Annotated in this window: 19 protein-coding genes; 10 read left to right on the top strand and 9 right to left on the bottom strand. The window is 66.2% G+C overall.

All coding sequences use genetic code 11. The features are described from left to right. The first annotated feature begins 42 nt into the window (after positions 1–42). Entirely contained in the window at positions 43–1,347 is a 1,305-nt protein-coding gene (gene guaD, locus ACODTJ_RS17375; RefSeq protein WP_454657704.1) for a guanine deaminase, read from the top strand. A 134-nt stretch (positions 1,348–1,481) separates the two neighbouring features. Here the strand turns inward: guaD and ACODTJ_RS17370 are convergent, their stop codons facing one another. From ACODTJ_RS17370 to ACODTJ_RS17350, 5 genes are all read right to left on the bottom strand, one after another. Further along, on the bottom strand, positions 1,482–2,339 hold the full coding sequence (locus tag ACODTJ_RS17370) for a D-amino-acid transaminase (RefSeq protein ID WP_348704754.1): 858 nt from the start codon (positions 2,337–2,339) through the stop codon (positions 1,482–1,484). Positions 2,340–2,459: 120 nt separating this feature from the next. Then, positions 2,460–4,055, bottom strand: coding sequence for a peptide ABC transporter substrate-binding protein (locus tag ACODTJ_RS17365; RefSeq protein WP_454657703.1), 1,596 nt, complete (start codon positions 4,053–4,055; stop codon positions 2,460–2,462). Between the two features lie 140 nt (positions 4,056–4,195). Beyond that, a complete protein-coding gene (locus ACODTJ_RS17360; RefSeq protein WP_454657702.1) occupies positions 4,196–6,496 on the bottom strand; it encodes an NADP-dependent malic enzyme in 2,301 nt (766 codons plus the stop codon). Between the two features lie 215 nt (positions 6,497–6,711). Beyond that, positions 6,712–6,948: an Lrp/AsnC ligand binding domain-containing protein gene (locus ACODTJ_RS17355; RefSeq protein WP_038361355.1), complete on the bottom strand. Its 237-nt coding sequence runs from the start codon at positions 6,946–6,948 to the stop codon at positions 6,712–6,714. 52 nt (positions 6,949–7,000) lie between these two features. After that, on the bottom strand, positions 7,001–7,825 hold the full coding sequence (locus tag ACODTJ_RS17350) for an alpha/beta hydrolase (RefSeq protein ID WP_488849532.1): 825 nt from the start codon (positions 7,823–7,825) through the stop codon (positions 7,001–7,003). A gap of 140 nt (positions 7,826–7,965) precedes the next feature. On the opposite strand from ACODTJ_RS17350, the gene ACODTJ_RS17345 reads away from it, so the two are divergent. Continuing rightward, positions 7,966–8,961 (top strand): asparaginase, encoded by a 996-nt coding sequence (locus ACODTJ_RS17345; RefSeq protein ID WP_454657700.1) that lies wholly within the window; start codon positions 7,966–7,968, stop codon positions 8,959–8,961. Between the two features lie 7 nt (positions 8,962–8,968). Here the strand turns inward: ACODTJ_RS17345 and ACODTJ_RS17340 are convergent, their stop codons facing one another. After that, positions 8,969–10,339, bottom strand: a complete 1,371-nt coding sequence (locus ACODTJ_RS17340) for a TIGR03808 family TAT-translocated repetitive protein (protein ID WP_454657699.1) — start codon at positions 10,337–10,339, stop codon at positions 8,969–8,971. Between the two features lie 85 nt (positions 10,340–10,424). Then, positions 10,425–11,411: a methylmalonyl Co-A mutase-associated GTPase MeaB gene (meaB, locus tag ACODTJ_RS17335; protein ID WP_454657698.1), complete on the bottom strand. Its 987-nt coding sequence runs from the start codon at positions 11,409–11,411 to the stop codon at positions 10,425–10,427. A gap of 132 nt (positions 11,412–11,543) precedes the next feature. Between meaB and ACODTJ_RS17330 the strand changes: the two genes are divergently transcribed. The 3 genes from ACODTJ_RS17330 (at position 11,544) to ACODTJ_RS17320 (ending at position 14,732) form a co-directional block, all read left to right on the top strand. Next, a complete protein-coding gene (locus tag ACODTJ_RS17330; RefSeq protein ID WP_454657697.1) occupies positions 11,544–12,695 on the top strand; it encodes an alpha/beta hydrolase in 1,152 nt (383 codons plus the stop codon). A 134-nt stretch (positions 12,696–12,829) separates the two neighbouring features. Beyond that, positions 12,830–13,834, top strand: coding sequence for an alpha/beta hydrolase (locus ACODTJ_RS17325; protein WP_454657696.1), 1,005 nt, complete (start codon positions 12,830–12,832; stop codon positions 13,832–13,834). Positions 13,835–13,847: 13 nt separating this feature from the next. Continuing rightward, a complete protein-coding gene (locus tag ACODTJ_RS17320) occupies positions 13,848–14,732 on the top strand; it encodes an alpha/beta hydrolase family protein (RefSeq protein ID WP_454657695.1) in 885 nt (294 codons plus the stop codon). A gap of 6 nt (positions 14,733–14,738) precedes the next feature. Here ACODTJ_RS17320 and ACODTJ_RS17315 read toward each other — a convergent pair whose 3' ends face one another. Next, entirely contained in the window at positions 14,739–15,209 is a 471-nt protein-coding gene (locus ACODTJ_RS17315; RefSeq protein WP_377846710.1) for an Lrp/AsnC family transcriptional regulator, read from the bottom strand. Positions 15,210–15,342: 133 nt separating this feature from the next. On the opposite strand from ACODTJ_RS17315, the gene ACODTJ_RS17310 reads away from it, so the two are divergent. After that, complete coding sequence (locus ACODTJ_RS17310; RefSeq protein WP_454657694.1) at positions 15,343–16,626, top strand: cystathionine gamma-synthase family protein; 1,284 nt, start codon at positions 15,343–15,345, stop codon at positions 16,624–16,626. A 13-nt stretch (positions 16,627–16,639) separates the two neighbouring features. Here ACODTJ_RS17310 and ACODTJ_RS17305 read toward each other — a convergent pair whose 3' ends face one another. After that, the gene (locus ACODTJ_RS17305) at positions 16,640–17,377 is read right to left on the bottom strand and encodes a DUF3750 domain-containing protein (protein WP_454657693.1); all 738 of its coding nucleotides are present in this window, start codon (positions 17,375–17,377) and stop codon (positions 16,640–16,642) included. A gap of 164 nt (positions 17,378–17,541) precedes the next feature. Here ACODTJ_RS17305 and ACODTJ_RS17300 point away from each other — a divergent pair, with 164 nt between their 5' ends. Genes ACODTJ_RS17300 through ACODTJ_RS17285 form a run of 4 tightly spaced genes read left to right on the top strand, consistent with a single transcriptional unit; the run spans position 17,542 to position 21,519 of the window. After that, the gene (locus tag ACODTJ_RS17300; RefSeq protein ID WP_454657692.1) at positions 17,542–18,654 is read left to right on the top strand and encodes a polyamine ABC transporter substrate-binding protein; all 1,113 of its coding nucleotides are present in this window, start codon (positions 17,542–17,544) and stop codon (positions 18,652–18,654) included. A 26-nt stretch (positions 18,655–18,680) separates the two neighbouring features. Then, positions 18,681–19,835 (top strand): ABC transporter ATP-binding protein, encoded by a 1,155-nt coding sequence (locus ACODTJ_RS17295; protein ID WP_488849541.1) that lies wholly within the window; start codon positions 18,681–18,683, stop codon positions 19,833–19,835. Next, positions 19,832–20,734 (top strand): ABC transporter permease, encoded by a 903-nt coding sequence (locus ACODTJ_RS17290; RefSeq protein WP_454657691.1) that lies wholly within the window; start codon positions 19,832–19,834, stop codon positions 20,732–20,734. The genes ACODTJ_RS17295 and ACODTJ_RS17290 overlap by 4 nt, the downstream gene beginning before the upstream one ends. Then, entirely contained in the window at positions 20,731–21,519 is a 789-nt protein-coding gene (locus ACODTJ_RS17285; RefSeq protein WP_488849527.1) for an ABC transporter permease, read from the top strand. The genes ACODTJ_RS17290 and ACODTJ_RS17285 overlap by 4 nt, the downstream gene beginning before the upstream one ends. The last annotated feature ends 70 nt before the right edge of the window (positions 21,520–21,589 follow it).

The raw sequence follows: 21,589 nt of genomic DNA, 5'->3' as shown, positions 1-21,589 counted from the left end.
TTGGTGCAGATGTGATGTGGAATTGTGCCGGAGCTGCCCGACGTGACTGCATCCACCGTTCTGCGTGGCCTGCGCGGCCGCCTGCTCTGGTTCGTCGATGACCCGCACACGGCTGGCGAGGCCGCGCATCGCTTCATCGCGGATGGTTTGCTCATCATCGAGAACGGGCTGGTCAAGGCGGCGGGCGAGGCGCGTGACCTGCTGCGGACACTGCCGGCTGATGCCGAGATCGTCGACCATCGCCCGCATCTGATCATGCCGGGCTTCATCGACGCCCATATCCACATGCCGCAGACGCAGGTCGTCGCCTCCTATGGCGCGCAACTGATGGAATGGCTGAACAAATACACCTTCGTCGAGGAACAGAAGCTTAGCCACCAAGGCCATGCCGAGAAGCTCTCGCGCTTCTTCCTCGACGAATTGCTGGCCAACGGCACGACGACCGCGGCGGTCTATTGCTCGGTCCATCCGCAATCGGCCGAGGCCTTCTTCACGGAATCGCAGCGCCGCAATACCCGCATGATCGCCGGCAAGGTGATGATGGATCGCAATGCGCCGGAAGCGCTGACCGACACGGCCGAGAGCGGCTATCGCGATTCGAAGGCGCTGATCGCGCGCTGGCACGGCAAGGGCCGGCAGCTCTATGCGATCACGCCGCGCTTCGCGATCACCTCGACGCCGGAGCAGATGGCGGCGGCGGGGAAGCTCGTTGCCGAGCACCCCGACTGCCATGTCCAGACCCATATCGACGAGAACCGGGCCGAGATCGCCTTCGCCTGCGAGCTTTATCCGGAAGCGGCTGATTATGCCGATATCTATCGGCGCTACGGCCTGCTCGGCCCCAAAAGTTTGATGGGCCACTGCATTCACATGATCCATAACGAATGGCAGGCTTTTGCCGAGACCGGCGCGGTCGCGGTGTTCTGCCCGACCTCGAACCTGTTCCTCGGCTCAGGGCTTTTCGACTGGGCCCATGCCCGGCAGCGCGGGGTGAAGGTCGCGGTTGCCACGGATATCGGCGGTGGCACGTCCTATTCGATGCTCAGGACCATGGCCGAGGCCTACAAGGTGCTGCAATTACAGGGGCAGTCGCTTTCCGCTTTCGCGGCACTGCACGCGATCACGCGCGGCAATGCGATTGCGCTCGGACTCGATCATGTGATCGGGGGCTTCGAGCCCGGTCGCGAGGCGGATGTCGTGGTGCTCGATACGGCTGCGACGCGAGCGATGGCGCATCGCATGGAGACGGTGCGCGATCTCGCAGAGGAACTCTTCGTGCTCGTCACGCTCGGCGACGAGCGCAATGTCGCCGCGACCTATGTGATGGGGGAGCGGGCGGGTCTGTAAAGACCTTTCCACCACCTCAAGGTCATCCCGGGCGCAGCGAAGCGCAGACCCGGGATCCATGCCGGAACGGTTCAGGCATGGATCCCGGATCGGCGCCGCTCACGCGGCTTGTCCGGGATGACCCGCGTAGGGGCTCAGCCCAGCACGCCACCCTTGCGGGCGTAGTCGATATAGATCTCACGCAGGCGCTGCGCGGTCGGGCCGGGCGCGCCGTTATGGATCGTGTGGCCGTCGATCGTGGTCACCGGCATGACGAGGCTGGTCGCGGAGGTGATGAAGGCCTCCTCGGCGTCAAGCGCCTCTTCCAGCGTGAACTCGCGCTCCTCGAAGGTGAAGCCGGATTCCGCGAGATAGGCCAGCACGGCCTTGCGGGTGATGCCCGGCAGCACCTTGTGCGAGAGCGGGCGCGAGATCAGCGTCTTGCCCTTGACGATCCAGGCGGTGGAGGAGGCGCCCTCGGTCACGACGCCGTCCTCGACCAGCCAGGCCTCCTGCGCGCCGCTTTCCAGCGCGAACTGCTTGGCGAGCACGGGGGCGAGCAGGTTGACGCTCTTGATGTCGCGGCGCGCCCAGCGCAGGTCCGGCGTCGAGACCACCTTGATGCCGGTCTTGGCGCCCGGCGCATTCACGAAATTGCGGGCCTGGGTGAACATCACCAGCGTCGGCTGGACATCCTTCGGGAAGGGGAAGTCGCGATCGGCCGCGCCGCGCGAGACCTGCAGGTAGATGCCGCCCTCGTCGAGGTTGTTGCGCTTGATCAGCTCCTCATGGATCGCGACGAGCTCGGCCTTCGACCAGGGCAGGCCGAGGCGGATCTCTCCGCAGGAGCGCTCGAGGCGGGTCAGATGCGCCTCGCAATCGACGAGCTTGCCGCCGATCACTGCCGAAACTTCGTAGATGCCGTCGCCGAAGATGAAGCCGCGGTCGAAAACAGAAATCTTGGCCTCTTCCTCGGGAAGATAGGCGCCATTGACGTAGACGATGCGGCTCATCGATGCGGACTCGCTGATTGGAAGGGAACGCGGGTCCTTCCTAGCGAAGCTTGGCGCCGGTTGCGAGCCTCAAGGCGGGGAAACGGCCCGGCGTCTGGTGCAGGGCCGGCCGAGAGGGCTTCATGCCTTCAGGCTCAGGAACCGCGTCGGGATCGCGCCGCGCAGGTTCTGCTCGAAGCCGATAAGCTTCGGCGAGACCAGGTTCTTGGTCGAGTAATGCAGTACCGGTATCCAGGGCTCCTCGCGGATGACGATGCTGTCGGCCTCGCGCAGGATCGTGGCGCGCCGGGCGAGGTCGAGTTCCTCGGTCGCGAGTTTCATCAGTGCGTCGAACTGGGGGTTCCTGTACTTGCCGATGTTGAAGCCGGCATTGTCGCTCTCGAACAGGAACAGGAAGTTCTGCGGATCGGAATAGTCGCCGACCCAGCCATAGCGGGCGACGTCGAAATCGCCGCCGTCACGCAAATAGGCGAAATGCGTCCGGAAATCGGTCTCGACGAAGCGGGTTTCGACGCCGATGGCGCGCCATTGCTCGGCGATCGCTTCCGCCGTGCGGCGGTTATTGTCTGTGGTATTGAAGCGGAACTCGATCTGGAGCGGGACGCTGCCGAAGCCGGCTGCGGCGAGCAGACGTTTCGCCTCTTCCTCGCGTTCCAGCACCGAGGCATGGCGGAAATCGAGTTCGGCGCGCTCGCCGTAGTTGCCGATATGCGGGGGGATCACGCCATAGGCCGGCAGCATCGTGCCGCCCCAGATGCGGTCGGCGATGAATTCGCGATCGACCTGCAAGGAGAGCGCGCGCCTGACACGCTCATCGTCAAAGGGTGGCTTGGCGCTGTTGATGATCAGGAAATAGGTCGCGAGATAGGGACCGATCCTGACCTGATCACCGAGCTTCTCCTTCAGGGCCTTGAACTGGTCGGCCGGGATGTCGGTGGTGAGATGCAGATCGCCGGCCTGGAAGCGCCGCGCCGCCGCCGCGAGGTTGGAGGCCGGGTAGAAGATCACCGTATCGATCTTCACATCGGCCGCTGCGTGGAAATGTGGGTTCCGGTCGAGCCGGATATGCGAGTTCGGCGCCAGCTCCTTGAGCATGTAAGGGCCGTTCGTGATCCAGTTCTCCGGCCGCGCCGGCTCCTGTGCCGCCATGGCCACGCTGGCCTGGTGCACCGGCAGGGCGCTCTGATGGGTCAGGAGTTCGAGCAGATAGGGCGTCGGCTGCTCCAGCGCGATCTCCAGCGTGCTCTCGTCTGGAGCGGTGACGCCGAGCGCTTCGAGCGAGGAGCCGGAAGCTGCCTTGTGGATCGCCTCGGCATTGCGGATCGGGAAGAGCAGGTTGGCGTATTTCGCACCGGTTTCAGGGTTGATGATGCGCCGCAAGGAATAGACGAAGTCCGAGGCCCTGACCGGGTCGCCATTTGACCATTTCGCGTTGTCGCGCAGCTTGAAGCGCCAGGTCTTGCCGTCCGGACTCATCGTCCAGCTCTCGGCGACGCCGGGCGCGACCTCGCCCTTCATGTCGTGGATGACGAGCCCTTCGCGCAGGTCGCGCAGCAGATGGGCTTCGGCGACGGTCGAGGTCTTGTGCGGATCGAGCGTCTCCGGATCGCCGTCATTGCCGCGGTGGAAGACGATACGGCCCTGGGCGGCTGCGCGTGTTGCGGCCAGGATGGCAGCGAGCGCCAAGGGGGCATGGCGGCGCGTGACGTCGAGCATGGCAACTTCCCTCAACCGGGCGCCGTTGCGAGCGATGCCCGACGGGGGAAGTAGACCCCGTTACGTCGAGTCTGCCAAGCGCGAAAACGACGGCGGGGCCGCAGTTTTCGCGCCGTGATTGTCAGGAGCTGGCTACAGGCTCAGCGGCTGGCCGCTTCCGCCGCGCTCTCCTGCGCCTCGACCACGGCGACGGCGGTCATGTTGACCACGCCGCGGGCCGTCACCGAGCCGGTGAGGATATGCGCGGGCTTGGCCGTGCCGATCAGGATCGGCCCGACCGGCAGCGCGTCGGCCATCACCTTGGCGAACTGGTAGGAGATGTTGGCCGCGTCGAGATTGGGGAAGATCAGGACGTTGGCCATGTCCTTCAGTGTAGAGGAGGGCAGGACGCGCTCGCGGATCAGCGGCACGAGAGCGGTATCGGCCTCCATCTCGCCGTCGCATTCGAGATGCGGCGCCCGTTCGCGGATCAGCTTCAGCGCCTTGCGCATCTTGAGCGAGGAGGGCGTATCGGCCGCACCGAAGTCGGAATGCGAGAGCAGCGCGATTTTCGGATCGATGCCGAAGCGGTGGACATGGCTCGCCGCCAGCACGGTCATGTCGGCGATCTCCTCCGCCGTCGGATCGTGCTTCACATGGGTGTCCGACAGGAAGAAGGCACCCTTGTTGGTGATGATCAGGGTCATCGCTGCAAGGTCGCAGACGCCCGGCGCCAGCCCGATGATGTCCTTGATATGCCGCAGGCGCGACATGAACCGGCCTTCGAGGCCCGAGATCATCGCATCGGCCTCGCCGCGGGCGACGGCGAGCGCCGCGATCACCGTGTTGTTGGTGCGCACCAGCGAGCGCGCCGCCTCGGGCGTGATGCCGCGCCGGCCGGCAATGTCGAGATAGGTCTGGACATAGTCGCGATAACGCGGGTCGTCCTCGGGGTTCACCACCTCGAAATCGACGCCGGGCTTGAGCGTAAGGCCGAAGCGCTGGATGCGCGTCTCGATCACGCTCGGGCGGCCGATCAGGATCGGGATGGCGAGCCCTTCCTCCAGTGCGACCTGGGCGGCGCGCAGCACGCGCTCGTCCTCGCCCTCGGCATAGATCACGCGCTTGGGATCGGCCTTCGCCTTCTGGAACAGCGGCTTCATCAGGAAGCCGGAGCGGAAGACGAAGCGCGAGAGCTGCTCGCGATAGGCCTCGATGTCGAGCAGCGGCTTGCGGGCGACACCGGTCGCCATCGCGGCCTCGGCGACGGCCGGGGCGATGCGCATGATCAGGCGCGGATCGAACGGGTTCGGGATGAGCGAATTCGCACCGAAGGTCGAGGCCTCGCCGCCATAGGCGCGCGCCGCGATGTCGGAGGTCGCCTCGCGGGCGAGCGAGGCGATGGCGCGCACGGCGGCGAGCTTCATCGCCTCGTTGATCGTCGTCGCCTGCACATCGAGCGCGCCGCGGAAGATGTAGGGGAAGCAGAGGACGTTGTTGACCTGGTTCGGATAGTCCGAGCGGCCGGTGCAGATCATCGCGTCGGGGCGAACGGCAAGCGCGTCTTCCGGCGTGATCTCGGGATTGGGGTTGGCGAGTGCCAGGATCAGCGGCCTCTGTGCCATCTGCTTGGCCATCTCGGGCTTGAGCACGCCGGCGGCGGAGAGGCCGAGAAAGATGTCGGCGCCGCCGATGACGTCGCTGAGCGTCCGGGCGTCGGTCTCCTGCGCATAGACCTCCTTCCAGCGGTCCATCAGCGTGTTGCGGCCCTTGTAGACCACGCCGTCGATATCGCTGACCCAGATGTTCTTGCGCTGTGCGCCGAGCTCGACCAGCAGGTTGGTGCAGGCGAGCGCGGCGGCGCCCGCGCCGGAGACGACGATCTTGACGTCGGCGATCTTCTTGCCCGCGAGGTCGAGACCGTTCAGGACGGCGGCGCCGACGATGATCGCCGTGCCGTGCTGGTCGTCATGGAAGACCGGGATGTTCATCCGGGCCTTGAGCTGCTCCTCGATCTCGAAGCATTCCGGCCCCTTGATGTCCTCGAGATTGATGCCGCCGAAGGTCGGCTCCAGCGCCGCGACCACCTCGACGAATTTCTCGATGTTCTTCTGCTCGACCTCGATGTCGAAGCAGTCGATGCCGGCGAATTTCTTGAAGAGGACGGCCTTGCCCTCCATCACCGGCTTGGAGGCGAGCGGGCCGATATCGCCGAGGCCGAGCACGGCCGTGCCGTTGGTGATGACGGCGACGAGGTTCTGGCGCGAGGTCAGCTCGGCGGCTTCCGAGGGATCGTCGACGATCGCTTCGCAGGCGGCGGCGACGCCGGGGGAATAGGCCAGTGCCAGATCGCGCTGGTTGCCGAGCGGCTTGGTCGCCTGGATCTCGAGCTTACCGGGCCGGGGCTGGCGATGATAGACGAGCGCGCCCGAGCGCAGATCGGAGGAGAGCGTGCTTTTCATGGCGCGATGGTCCCTGCAGTCAGAGGGATGCTGGTCGCGCGAAAGCCCCCATGCCGTCAAGCCGTCGGGATGCCGCTAGCAGTTTCGCCGGATTCGAAAGGAAGGCGCAGGCGCGAACTTGAATCAATCTGGCAAGATGCTGAATCGGCATGCGAGAAATCGCACGCAAGCACCGGAAACGATTCGCCAAATTCCCCGCGCCGTCGGCGCGAAGGTCAGAACGCCTTGAAGGTGATGATCGTGTGGGTGTCGGCGATCTCGGGGATCGACTGCACCTTCTGCGCGACGAAATGGCCGATATCGACATCGGCCGCGACATGGAACTTGGCCAGGATGTCGTAATTGCCGGCGGTCGAGTAGATCTCGGAGGCGATCTCGCGATCGGCCAGTTCACTGGCGACCTCGTAGGTCTTGCCGAGCTTGCATTTGATCTCGACGAAGAAGGTCTGCATCGCGCGCTCCGAAACTCTGTCGGGTCTGGATAGAATCGTCTGGGCAGAAAGATCAAGCGCCCGCGAGCGCGGCGATCCGTCGTGTCATCGCGCTCTCGGGATCGGTCAGTCCGGCGATCACGGTGAAATGGTTGGCGCCGGGGATTTCCTCATAGCGTGTCGTTACACCCTCCAGCCCCCAGACGTCTGTGAGCCGGCGGCTCTGCCGGTGGTACTCTTCGCTCTCGGCGCCGCCGACCACGGCATCCATCGTCAAACGCGAGGGGGCCGGCCAGAACAGAGGGCTCTCGAGTTCCGCGGCGGGCAGCTCGAGATTCAGCGCCTTGTTGATGCTGGTCTCGACGAGAGGCTTCAGGTTGTAGAGGCCGGAGATGCCATAGGCTGCCGGCACGAGCTGGTCCGGCAGGTCGGGATCGACATTCTTCCAGTCGGTGGCGAGCGTGCAGGCGCTGAGATGGCCGCCGGCGGAATGGCCGGACGCGACGACAGGCAGGCCGAAGCGTCGCCACAGTGCCGCTGCCGCCTGCTGCAGTTCCCAGACGATATGACCGAGATGGACCTGCGGGCAGAGGTCGTAGCCGACGACCGCGACCGGCAGGCCGAGCTGGTTCAGCCCGCGCGCCATATGCGAGAAATAGCTGCGGTCGAGCGCCTGCCAGTAGCCGCCATGGATGAACATCACCAATGCGTTGCCACGGATCGTCTCGGGCTTGAACAGGTCGTAGGCTTGGCGCTCGCCCTCGCCATAGGAGACATCGAGCTCGCACAGGGCCTCGCTGCGATAGGCGGCGGCATCGGCCTGCCAGCCCGCGATGATGCCGGGATGTTCCGGCACGCGGGCGCGGTTGTTGTACTCGGTCTCGTAGTCCGGCGACATCGGTCTTCCATCGCTGAAGGGCGTGGGTCGGTTGGGCCGCACCGTGGCAGCCCGGCGCGCTTCGCGCCAGCGCTTTTGACAGGACCCCGGTCCGGCGCCAAAAGGCGGCAAGCCCGGATGAATGGGCAATGGAGGTCGCCATGGAAAACCCTGTTCTCGCCGAGGTCACGCGCGGCAATGTCGTCGAATCGCGTCATCGCGGCGCGGCGATCGTCGTCGATGCCGATGGCGGCGTGGTCTTCTCGGCCGGCGATGTCGCGCGCCCGGTCTTCCCGCGCTCGGCCGTCAAGGCGATCCAGGGCCTGCCGCTGATCGAGAGCGGCGCCGCCGACCGCTACGGGCTGACCGAGGCCGAGATCGCGCTCGCCGTCTCCTCGCATTCCGGCGAACCGCTCCATGCCGAGACCTCGCTTTCGATGCTGCGCAAGGCCGGCCGCGATGCCGGCTGCCTCGAATGCGGCGCGCATTGGCCGTCGAACGAGCTCGTGTCCCGCGCCCTGGCGAAATCGGGCGCCGAGCCGAGCGCGCTCAACAACAACTGCTCCGGCAAGCATGCCGGCTTCGTCTGCCTGTCCTGCAACATGGACGAGGACCCGACCGGCTATGTGAAGGCTGGCCATCCCGTGCAGCAGGCCGTGCGCGGCGCGCTGGAAGCGGTGACCGGCGCCGCCCATAGCGCCGATCGGATGGGCATCGATGGCTGCTCGATCCCGTCCTATACCGTGCCGCTTTCGGCACTGGCCCTGGGCTTCGCTCGCTTCGGCACCGGTCGGGGCTTCGGGCCGGAACGGGCGAAGGCGGCGGCGCGCATCCGGGCTGCGGCTGCGGCCCATCCCTTCATGGTCGCCGGGACCGGTCGTTACGACACGCGGCTGATGGGCCTGCTCGGCGCGCGCGCCTTCACCAAGACCGGGGCCGAGGGCGTCTATTGCGCGTCCCTGCCGGAACTGGGCTACGGCATCGCCCTGAAATGCGATGACGGCGCCGGCCGCGCCGCCGAGATCGCTCTCGGCGCCTTGATCGCGCGCTTTCTCCCGATGGATGACGCCATGCAGGCCGCCTTCGCGCCGCTGCGCGAGACCGTGCTGAAGAACTGGAACGGCATCGAGGTCGGCCGCATCCGCGCGCCAGCCTGAGCTGGGCTCAACGCACCGCGTTGTTCGCCACCACGATCCCCGAGGCCCTGGCATCGGGGGCTTTCGTCAGGTCGCCGGTAACGGGTTTGCCGTATTCGGTGCCGATCACGGCGCCGTCGCGGGCCTCGGCGATGATGTTGTTGGCAACGAGCGCGTTGCGCTCCTTCGGCACCAGCGAGACCGAGATGCCGATCCCGGTCTTGCGGATGACGTTGCCGGTCGCGGCGAGGTTGCGCATGCCCCAGGACCAGCCGAGCGCGATGCCGATATCGCTGGCCTCCTCGATGACGTTGCCGGTCACGGCTGCTTCCGCCTCGACATGGATGCCGTAGCCGCCGACCGGATCCTTGCTATAGGGCACGGCCTTGCGCGTCGCCCGGCGGATGATGTTGTTGGCGCAGACCGCCAGGCGCCCGCCGTGGTCCAGATTGGTCATGGTGGCGCCGGCCGCGCAGTCCTCGACGAGGTTGTTGGCGATGATCGCGCCCTCGAAGGCGAATTCGCTGTAGAGGCCGACTTCGCCGCAGCGCCGCCCCTGGTTGCCGAGCATCTGGACGCCCGAGCCGGAATTGTTGCGGATGAAGGTCATCGTGCAGTCGCGCAACTGGTTGCCCTCGATGATCACGCCGCCGGCACGGAAGATGCTGATGCCGTTGCCGTTCTGCCCGCTGCCGCCGGCATCGGTGCGGATGCGCATCACATGGTTGCCGCGCACGGTGGAGCCATCATCGCCCGGCTGGTTGCGCCAGATCTGAATGCCGTTATTGCCGCAATCCTCGACCCGGTTCTGCTCGATGGTGAGTCCCTTCGAATCGATCGCGAACAGGGCGGCATCCCGCATCTCGCGGAAATGGTTCGCCGCGATGCGCCCGCCGCAGCGATCGAGCGTCAGTCCGACCGAGCCGGCCTTGGCGAAGGCACAGCCAGAGATCACGAGTTCGCCGACATTCTCGGCCGCGAGCAGGCCGCTGCGCTGGGCGGCGGGAATGTCGAGCCCGTCGAAATTCAGGCCGGAAAGCTCGGCCCGGCTGAGATTGCGGGCGATCAGCACGGGCTGGCCATTGGCGGTGACGAGATGCGTTTCGCCGGGTACGCCGACGATCCGGGCATTCTCGGGCAGGGCGACGCCGCCGATCCGGTAGCGGCCCGGAGGCAGCAGGAGCGGCGCACCGCGCCCAGCGGCTTGCTTCAGCGCAGCCTGCAATTGCCGCGACTGATCCTCGGAGGCGCCGGGGCGCAGGCCGAATTGGCCGGCATCGAGCCCGAGATGGCCGAGCGGCCCGGCAGTCGCGCCGCGGGATTGGGCGTGGGCGGGCAGAACGACCGAGGCCGTGCCGAAAAGGCCCATCGCCAGAACGTTGCGTCGGGAAAGCACCATGGAAGCTCCTGCTCCGCCGGCGCGGATCAAGCCGCGTGCCAGCTTCATCTGTGCCGATCTGAAACCGACGCTCCCGGTGTGGAGCTTACAGTCCGAGAGCCTGCGCGATCTCGTCGGCGGCCGATGTCGGGGGCAGGCGGCCCCCCGCGACCGCGGCTTCCAGTTCAGGGGTGCGAGCCTTGAGAGCGGGATCGTGCCGGAGCTTCGCCTGCAGCCGGTCCTGCACCATCGCCCACATCCATTTCACGTCCTGCCGGCGGCGCTTCTCTGCGATCAAGCCCTTGGCCTCGAAGCGGGCGCGGTGATCCTCGACCTTCGACCAGAGCGCATCGAGGCCGAGCCCGGTCAGCCCCGAGATCGTCACGACCGGCGTGCTCCACAGCGCCGAGGTCGGCGCCAGGATATGTAGCGCGGCCTTGTACTGGGCGGCTGCGGCGCGGGCAGGCGTCGCGCCATCGCCATCGGCCTTGTTGACCGCGATCATGTCGGCGAGCTCGATGATGCCCTTCTTGATCCCCTGCAATTCGTCGCCGGCATTGGGCAGCATCAGCACGAGGAAGAAGTCGGTGAGATCGGCGACCGCGGTCTCCGACTGCCCGACGCCGACAGTTTCGACCAGGATCACGTCAAAGCCGGCGGCCTCGCAGAGCAGCATCGTCTCGCGCGTCTTGGCGGCGACGCCGCCGAGCGTGCCCGAGGAGGGGGAGGGGCGGATATAGGCGTTTGGATCGACCGCGAGCCGGGCCATCCGCGTCTTGTCGCCAAGGATCGAGCCGCCGGTGCGGGTCGAGGAGGGGTCGACGGCGAGCACCGCGACCTTGTGGCCCTTGCCGGTGAGGTAAGTGCCCAGCGCATCGATCGTGGTCGACTTGCCGACGCCGGGCACGCCGGTGATCCCGACCCGGATGGCGCGGCCGGTATGCGGGAGCAGCCGCTGGATCAGGGCCTGCGCCTGCTCGCGATGGTCGGCGCGGCGCGATTCCGCCAGCGTGATCGCACGGGCCAGCGCGGCGCGCTCGCCGGCGAGGATGGCTTCGCCGAGTGGATCGGCTGGAGAGCTGTTGTCGACCATGTCGCCAGTTAGCAAGTCGCGGGAGCGGGCGACAAGGCGTCCTCGCGCGTCACTTGCTTCATCACTGTGTCATGTCGGCATCTTGTGAATTCGCCGTTGCGATGAGACGAGTTGGCAATGATGTGCGTGGCGATGCGGCTTCGTGTTTTCCTGTTGGCCTTGTTCCTGCCGCTGGCGCTCGCAGCCTGCGGCACGCCGCGCGTGCTGGAGCTGAGCGAAGCTCCGAAGGCGGATGTCGCGGGGACCGTCCAGATCTACGTCGCGACGACGCGCGAGGTCTCGGCGCAGCCGGTCTATTTCAGCGGCGAGCGCGGGCCCAAGCTCTCCTTCGCCCGTCTCGACATCACCGTGCCGCGCAGCCACAAGGCCGGGGACCTGGAGCTGCCCGATTCGGGGCCGGGCGACCCCGCCAAGCATTTCACTGCGACCTATATCCAGAAGCTCGATCTCGCACCGATCGTCTCCGACGTGCGCAAGGAACTGCAGCGGCGGCCGCCCTCCCAGCGCGACATTCTGATCTTCGTCCACGGCTACAACACCAATTTCGCGGATGCGGCCTATCGCTTCGCCCAGATCGTCTATGATTCCGGTTTCAAGGGCGTGCCGGTGCTGTTCACCTGGCCGTCGCGCGGTCAGTTGCTGGCCTATCCCTACGATCGCGAAAGCGCCTTCTATTCGCGCGATTTCCTCGAACTGAACCTGCGCGCCATCGCTCGCGATCTCGGCGCTTCGCGCATGGACATCCTCGCCCATTCCATGGGGACGCTCTTGACGCTGGAGACGCTACGCCAGGCCGCGATCCGCGGCGACGGCAGTTTCGGCGGCAAGCTGCGCGACGTGATGCTCGCTGCGCCAGATGTCGATCTCGACGTGTTCAAGATGCAGATGCGCGCGATCCGCCGGCCGCTGACGGTCTTCGTCTCGGCTGACGATCGAGCGCTCGACTTCTCCCGGCGCTTTGCCGGTGACAAGACGCGGCTGGGCGCGGTGTCGAGCAAGGATACCGAGACGATCGCGGATCTGGAGAAGCTCGGCGTGCGGCTGATCGATCTGTCCGAGGTCTCCTCCGGGGACAGCCTCAACCACGCGAAATTCGCATCGTCGCCGAAGGTGGTGCAGCTCATCGGCCAGAGGCTGCAGCAGGATCGAGGCATCGGCTTCGCCGGGCCGCGCTTCGGTGACAGGCTTGGCGATGTCGCCGGCGGCGTCATGGGTACGGTCGGCTCGACCGTCGGGCTCGTCGTCACCGCGCCGATCCAGATCATTTCCGGCGCGGCGCAGTGATGTCGCCTCCGCGCAACGCCCCGGCCGCTTCTGATCGGAAGCTGATCGCTTGCCCCATTCTGGCCGCCTTGGCCTGCCTTTAGAGGTATGGCTGCCAGTTCGGCCCCTCACATTCTGACCGGATACCTGTCTCAATGCCCGTTACAAGGCGCGCCTTTTCATGCCGTTCGCTGGCCCTCGCCGCGTTCCTGCCGCTCGGCCTCGCCGCCTGCGCGCAGAGCGAGGCGAGCGTATCGCCGTTTTCCGAACCCGAGCGCGCCGATACCTCGGCGCTCGGCAAGGACCCGCGCTTGCTCGTCATGACGACGCGCCGGTCGACCGGCAACGCCACGCCGTTCTTCAACACGGATCGCGGCCCGCTCACCTTTGCCGAGGCGCGGCTGTCGCCGCCCGGGCGCGGCATCGCGGGTCGTGTTTCCTCGGCGGTAAGCGGTGACTGGGCCGTGCTCGGGATTTCGCGTGAGACCTCGGGGAACGCGCCACGAGCCTTCTCGGACGCCGTGAACGGGCGCGACGTCCTGCTCTACATCCACGGCTTCAACGAGACCTTCGAGACCGCCGCGCGCAGCGCCGGCCAGCTCTCCCATTCGCTGGAATTCCAGGGCCGGACCGCCCTGTTCACCTGGCCTTCGGGCGGCAAGCTCTTCGATTACGCCTATGATCGCGAGAGCGCGCTCTGGTCGCGCGACGGCTTCGTCCAGTCTTTGCAGGCGCTCGTCGCCAACCCCACCGTCGGCCGCATCCACATCGTCGCCCATTCCATGGGCACTTTCCTGACCCTGGAAGGCCTGCGCGAGCTGCGCGATTCCCAGGAGATCTACGCCCGGATCGGCTCGGTCGTGCTGGCCTCGCCGGACGTCGATATCGACGCCTTCGAGCAGACGGTGAAGAAGCTCGGCCCGCTGGCCCAGCGCATGACCGTGATCATCGACCCCGGCGACCGGGCGCTTGCCGTCTCCGCCCGCATCGCCGGCGGCGTCGCGCGCGCCGGCGCGGCGGACCGTTCGCGGCTGGAGGCTTTGGGAGTACGCGTCGCCGACACCTCCGGCCGGGGCTGGAGCATGCTGCGGCACGATCTCTTCCTTTCGAACAGCGAAGTCACGCAGGTCGTGCGCCGCGCCATGGATCGCGGCGGCTAGAGGAGCGAGCGGAATGGCGCGGTTGCGTTGGGGACTGACGGCCGTCGTGCTGGCGCTGGGCCTCGGCCTGTCCGTCGCTTCTGCCGAAACGCCGGCGCTCTTCGCCGGGACCGGTCCGGCTGAGGGCAGCTATGCCGACCCGTTGTCCGTTGCCATCGCGGTTTCGAGCTATGCGCCGCCGGCCTGCGCGGCCAAGCCTTGCCCCCTGCTGATCGCGGTCCATGGCATGGGTCGCAACGCGAAAGGCGCGCGCGATGCCTGGAAAGCCGCTGCCGACCGGGCCGGGTTCCTCGTTCTGGCCCCGCGCTTCGACAAGGAGCAGTTTCCCAGCCGCCGGTTCCAGCAAGGTGACGTCCGCAGCGAAACCGACAAGACGAAATGGACTTTCGGCCTGATCGAAAGGCTGTTCGACGCCGCTCGCGCCAGCGGCCGTGTTGCGGGCGACAGCTATACGATCTTCGGGCATTCGGCCGGCGCCCAGTTCGTGCACCGCATGGTCATGCTGATGCCGGAGGCTCGCATCGCGACGGCAGCCGTGGCGAATGCCGGCTACTACACGCTGCCGGCTCTCGCCGGCGAGCGCGCCTACCCCTATTCGCTCAAGGGCACGCCGGTCACCGATGCCACGCTGGCTCGGGCGCTCGCCAAGCCGATGCTGGTTATGCTGGGTGATCAGGACATCGATCCCGATCACCACCAGCTGAACAAGTCACGCGGCGCCGAGGAGCAGGGGCCGACCCGCTTCACCCGCGGCGAGCACTTCATGGCTGCGGCCCGCGACGAAGCGCGCCGTCTCGGCATTGCGCTTCGCTGGCGCGAGGTTGTCGTGCCGGGCGTGGCGCATCAGCAGGGCGGCATGGTGAAGGCTGCGGCTGCGGAACTGTTCGACGCCCGTTGAGAGCCTTTAGACCGGCGGCAGGCCGGAGCGCTTCTTGATCGTCGCCAGCGCGAAATTGGATTCGACCGACTGGATGCATTTCAGCCGCGTCGCCTTCTGCTTCAGGAAGCGTTCATAGCCCTCGATGCCGTCGGTGACGACGCGCAGCAGGTAATCCTGAGAGCCGGTCATCAGATAGCACTCGGCGACCTCGCTCCAGCTTTCGACCGCCTTCTCGAACTCGGCGATCTGCTCCTGATTCTGCTGGGTCAGCCGCACCGAGACGAAGACGCTGAAGGGCAGCCCGTAGGCCTTGGGGTCGACGACAGCGGTGTAGCCCTGAATAACACCGGTCTCCTCCAGCCGCTTCAGGCGCCGGAGGCATGGCGTCGGCGAGAGCCCGACCCGCTGCGACAGGTCCTGGTTGGTGATGCGCCCGTCCTCACGCAGAACGGCGAGAATCCGGCGGTCGATGCTATCGAGCACGATATGCTCCATCTCTGACAAAATTGAGCAGAAAGCTGCTCATGGCACATTAGGATGATGCTGATCGGCCAAGCAATGGCGCGCTGATGGGAATAATCTGGTGTCAGAAACCGGCCTGCGTCGCAGGATCGCAAGGGAGACGGCCATGAGCGAAGACAACTACCACAAGGACCGGATCGCCAACCGCAAGCTCCATCCCGAGACGCTGATGATGGGCTTCGGCTATTCGCCGGCCATGTCGGAAGGCTCGCTGAAGCCGCCGGTCTTCCTGACCTCGACCTTCGTTTTCCAGAATGCCCAGCAGGGCAAGGACTTCTTCGACTTCACCTCCGGCCGGCGCCAGCCCAAGCCCGGCGAGAAGCCCGGCCTCGTCTATTCGCGCTTCAACCACCCGAACATGGAGATCCTCGAGGATCGCCTGGCGATCTGGGACGAGGCCGAGAAATGCGCCGTCTTCGCTTCCGGCATGGCTGCGATCGCGACGACCTGCTTCGCCTTCCTGCGGCCGGGCGACACGATCCTGCATTCGCGCCCGCTCTATGGCGGAACGGAGACGCTGCTGAAGAACCAGATGGGCGCCTTCGGCGTTACGCCCTTCGGCTTCACCGATGGTCTCGACATCGCGCAGATGCGTGATGTGGCACGCGCTGCCGCCGCCAAGGGGCGCGTCGCGATGATCCTGGTCGAAACCCCGGCCAACCCGACCAACGGCCTCGTCGACCTCGCCGCCTGCAAGATGATCGCGGATGAGCTGGAGAAGTCGCAGGGCCACCGCCCGCCTGTCGTCGTCGACAACACCATGCTCGGCCCGAAATACCAGAAGCCGCTGAAGCAGGGCGCCGATCTCTCGCTGCTCTCGCTGACCAAATATGTCGGCGGCCATTCCGACCTCGTCGGCGGCTCGATCAGCGGCTCCGAGGTGCTGGTGCGGCAGGTGAAGGCCTGGCGCGGCTCGCTGGGTACGCAACTCGATCCCAATTCCTGCTGGATGCTGATGCGCTCGCTGGAGACGCTCGACATCCGCATGAGCCGCGCCAACGAGAACGCCAAGCTCGTGGCGGAATACCTGGAGAGCCACCCCAAGGTCGCCAGGGTTCACTATCTCGGCAATCTCAAGGACGGCGACCCGCGCAAGGCCGTCTTCGACCGCCAGTGCACGGCGGCGGGCTCGACCTTCGCCTTCGACGTCAAGGGCGGCGAGAAGGAGGCCTTCGCGCTGCTCGACAACCTCCAGATCATGAAGCTCGCGGTCAGCCTCGGCGGCACCGAGACGCTGGTCTCGCATCCCGCGGCGATGACCCATTCCGGTGTCGCCCGTGAAATGCGCGAGGAGATCGGCCTCACCGACGCGCTGATCCGCATTTCCGTCGGCATCGAGAATATCGAGGACCTGATCTCGGATCTGGCGCAGGCCTTCGAGGCGGTTTGACCGCCTCGAAACCTTAAACTCCGACCCGTCCCCAGCCCGGCAGCTTCAGCGCCGGGCTGCGCAGGTCGAACCCGGCGACGAGGCCGAGCAGGTTGATCTCGATGCCTTCGACCCAGCCGACGGTGACGCCGGCAAGCCCGTAGAGCGAGGCCTGGATGCCGGTGCGGCTCGCGGTCAGCCCGGCGAAGAGCCCATCGGCGCGCCAATCCTTGCCGAGTGCGGTCGGCGGCAGCGCCTGATGGAGCTCCGGCACCTCCGCCAGCACATGCTGGACGAAGCTGTTCGAGTTCGGTCCCGGCCATGCGAGATAGCTGCCGGGGCTGGAATAGGCGTAAGCGGCCACGGCCGCACGGATGCGTGGGATCAGTTGCTCGGCGGCCTCGCCGCGGATCTCGGTGACCGGTTCCGGCATGTTGCCGAACCAGCGCCCATCGGCGTCGCGGTGATTGACCCTGAGCGGCGCGCCCCAGCCGACGACGTCGAAGCGGGTATAGGCGGAAGCGCCGCGTTCCTTCACGACGATCCAGGAGTGATGCGCGAAGATGCCGCGCCAGCGGCCGACGCGCGCGGCGAAGACATGCACCGTCGCTTCCGCAGCATCCGAGGCCGCGGGCAGGAGCTTGGCGCTGGTCCAGTCGGCGCGCTGCCAGTTCGGCGCACGCTCCTGCCAGGCCCACCAGCCGGCATGGCTTGCGAGCGGCAGCAGGAAGGCGATCGCGAAGAAGAGCAGGAAACGGCGGAGCAGACGCATGCGGTACGGTATGTGCATGGCGGCGTGGGCCGGCAAGGCTGCCGCCGTTCACGCTTGCGTCAGGCGCAGCTTGCCTGTGCGCGGGTGTTCGGTCGCGCCCTCTAGCGGTTGATGCCGGGGGGAAAGCTGGTAGCGTGCGCGCGCCAACACGATGGAGGGGCGGATTGGGTAGGACGACGAAGCGACTGACCGAGGCGATTGCCGCTTGCGCGATCGGACTGGGACTTCTGGCCGCGCCAGTGGCCGCGCAGGACAAGCAACTGCGCATCTTCAACTGGTCTGATTATGTCGATCCGGAGGTGCTCGACGCCTTCAAGAAGGAAACCGGCATCACCGTCGTCTACGACACCTTCGATCAGATGGAGACGGTGGAGACCAAGCTTCTGGCCGGCAAGACCGGCTACGACCTGATCGTCGTCACCGCCTCCTTCCTGCCGCGCCATATCCCGATCGGGCTCTATCAGCCGGTCGAGAAGGACAAGGCGCCGAACCTCAAGAATATCTGGCCGGAGATCCAGACGCGGCTCTCAAAGTATGATTCCGGCAACAAATACGCCGTGAACTACATGTGGGGCACGACCGGGATCGGCTATAACACCGCCAAGATCAAGGAACGGCTCGGCCCCGATGCCGTGATCGATTCCTGGAAGATCGTCTTCGAGCCCGACCAGCTCAAGAAGCTCTCGAACTGCGGCGTGCACGTGCTCGACGCGGTCGAGGAGATGTTCCCGGCGGCCCTGCGCTATCTCGGCCTCAATCCGGATTCCAAGAACGAGGCCGATCTCAACAAGGCCGGCGAACTCCTGCGCAAGATCCGCCCGCATATCCAGAAGTTCCACTCCTCGGAATACATCAACGCGCTCGCGAACGGTGATATCTGCCTGGCCGTGGGCTATTCCGGCGACATCCTCCAGGCCAAGAAGCGCGCCGAGGAAGCCAAGAACGGCGTCCAGATCGCTTATTCCATCCCGAAGGAAGGCGCATTGATGTGGTTCGACTCCTTCGTGATCCCGAAGGATGCCGGCAATGTCGACGCGGCGATGAAGTTCATCGACTTCGTCAACAAGCCGGAGATGGCCGCAAAGAACTCGGACTTCATCCAGTATGCCAACGGCAACCTCGCCTCAAAGCCGTTCCTGTCGGCGGCGGTACGCGACAATCCCGGCATCTATCCGTCGGACGAAGTGATGGGGCGGCTCTACACGATCACGCCCTATGACCAGAAGTCCCAGCGGCTGGTGAATCGGCTCTGGACCCGCGTCAAGACCGGCAAGTGACCGGCTCCGGACAGGTCGCGAGCACCATGAAGAAGACCTCGCCCGGCAGCGTGCGCCGGGCCTTCCAGCCCTGGAACGACCCGGCGGCGAAGCCGCTGGTCCAGTTCCAGGGCGTGACCAAGCGCTTCGGCGACGTCACCGCGGTGGGCGATCTCTCGCTCGCGCTTTATCCGCGCGAGTTCTTCGCGCTGCTTGGGCCTTCCGGCTGCGGCAAGACCACGCTGATGCGCATGCTCGCCGGCTTTGAGACGCCGGACGAAGGCAGGATTCTGCTCGATGGGCAGGACATCACTGCCATCCCGCCGCATCTGCGGCCGATCAACATGATGTTCCAGTCCTACGCGCTGTTCCCGCATCTCAGCGTGGCCGGCAACATCGCCTACGGGCTGAAGCGCGAGGGTTTGCCGCGCGCCGAGATCGACCGGCGCGTCGAGGAGATGCTGGCGCTGGTCAAGCTTTCGGGCTTGGGCGGGCGCAAGCCGCATCAGCTCTCCGGTGGCCAGCGCCAGCGCGTCGCGCTTGCCCGCTCGCTGGCCAAGCGGCCGAAGCTGCTGCTGCTCGACGAGCCGATGGCGGCGCTCGACAAGAAGCTGCGCGAGCAGACCCAGTTCGAGTTGATGGACCTGCAGAGCGAGCTCGGGCTCACCTTCATGGTCGTCACCCATGACCAGGATGAGGCGATGACCATGGCCGACCGCATGGCGGTGATGGACCATGGCAAGCTCGTCCAGATCGGTCCGCCCGGCGTGATCTACGAGGCGCCTGCGAACCGCCATGTCGCCGAATTCGTGGGCGATATCAACATCTTCGAGGGTCGGATCGCGACCGTCCAGGGCGAGCTGGTCCGGGCCGAGATACCGCATGTCGGCACCATCGAGCTCGACGAGGAGGCGCCGGCCCTGGAGCCGGGTGACTCTCTCGTCGTTGGCATCCGGCCGGAGAAGATCGAGATCGCCCATGACGAGCCCACTCAGGCCGTCAACAAGGTTGCCGGCGAGATCTGGGATATCGGCTATCTCGGCGACTTCACGATGATCCAGGTGATGCTCGGCGGTGAGGGCGGTCAATTGGTCAAGGTCGCGCTGGCCAACCGCACGCGCCGGCTGGCCCGGCCCTTCGCCTGGGACGACAAGGTCTGGCTCTCCTGGGATGTCGAGGCCGGCGTGGTACTGCCGCCATGAGCGCGGTCGCTTCGCTGCAGTGGCTCCGCCGCCTCGTCGTGGCCGTGCCCTATCTCTGGCTCACGTTGTTCTTCCTCGTCCCCTTCGGCATCGTGCTGCGCATGGCCTTCTCGCAGGCCGCGACGGCCCTGCCGCCCTATGCGCCGCATTGGGAAGGCCTTGCCCAGCTCGGCGAATTCCTCTCCCAGCTCGATCTCGCGAACTTCAGCCTGCTCGGCGACGACGCGCTCTACTGGCAAAGCTATCTCTACTCCCTGCGCATCGCGGCGCTGACCACACTCTTCGCGCTGGCGATCGGCTATCCGCTGGCTTATGCGATGGCCTCGGCGCCCGCACGTTGGCGCGGCATCCTGCTCGTCTTCGTCATTCTGCCGTTCTGGACCTCGTTCCTGATCCGGGTCTATGCCTGGATCGGCATCCTTAGGCCGGACGGTCTGCTCGATGCGTCGCTCAGCCTGCTCGGCTTCGAGGCCGAGCCGCTGCGCCTGCTCAACACCGAGACGGCCGTGCTGCTCGGCATGGTCTACTCCTACTTGCCCTTCATGGTGCTGCCGCTCTTCGCTACGCTGGAGAAGCTCGATCGCGGCCTGCTGGAGGCGGCCGCCGATCTCGGCGCCACCCCGGTCACGGCCTTCCTGACGGTGACCTTGCCGCTGTCGCTGCCGGGCATCCTCGCCGGCTCCGCACTGGTCTTCATCCCCGCCGTCGGCGAGTTCGTCATCCCCGACCTGCTTGGCGGCCCGGATACCGTGATGATCGGCAAGGTGCTGTGGAACGAGTTCTTCTCGAACCGCGACTGGCCGTTGGCCTCGGCCGTGGCGGTGGTACTGCTCGTCGTGCTGGTGCTGCCGCTCGTCTTGGCTCAGCGCGCGCGCCTGCGCCGGGAGATGGCGGCATGAGCCGGCTCGGTCCCGGACTGATCCTGGCGCTGATCGTCGGCTTCGCCTTCCTCTACCTGCCGATCGTGACGTTGATCGCCTACTCCTTCAACGCCTCGCGGCTGGTGACGGTCTGGGGCGGCTTCTCGACGCATTGGTATGGCGCGCTGATGCAGAATGGGCCGCTGCTCGACGCAGCCTGGCTCTCGATCCGCCTCGGCTTCGTCTCGGCCACCCTGGCGACGATCCTAGGAACGCTGGCGGCGCTCGCGCTGGCGCGCCATGGCCGCTTCATCGGACGCACGATGTTCTCCGGCATGGTGCTGGCGCCGCTCGTCATGCCCGAGGTGGTGACGGGCCTGTCGCTGCTGTTGCTCTTCGTCGCCGCCGATGTCGAGCGCGGCTTCTGGACCGTGACGATCGCCCACGCGACCTTCAGCCTCGGCTTTGCCTGCATCGTCGTGCAGTCGCGGCTCGTCGGCTTCGACCGCTCGCTGGAAGAGGCAGCTCAGGATTTGGGGGCCACGCCCTTCGTCACCTTCTGGACCGTAACCTTGCCGCTGATCTGGCCGGCGGTGGCGGCGGCCTGGATGCTGGCCTTCACGCTCTCGCTCGACGACCTCGTCATCGCAAGCTTCGCCACGGGGCCGGGCGCGACCACGCTGCCGATGCGGCTCTATTCGGCGGTCAAGCTCGGCGTCTCGCCGGAGATCAATGCCGCCTGCACGATCATGATCGGGGCGGTCGCCGTCGTCGTGATTGCCGCCTCGATCTTGCTGAAGCGCGAGCAATTGTCCGGCAGCTAAACGGTGGCTGAACGGCGCTCTCAAAGCCCGTTCAGCCACGCCATGCGAATGTCCGATCCGTGGCAGGGAG

Source organism: Allobosea sp. FG18 (assembly GCF_057809495.1).
This window is presented reverse-complemented; position numbering and strand designations above follow the sequence as displayed.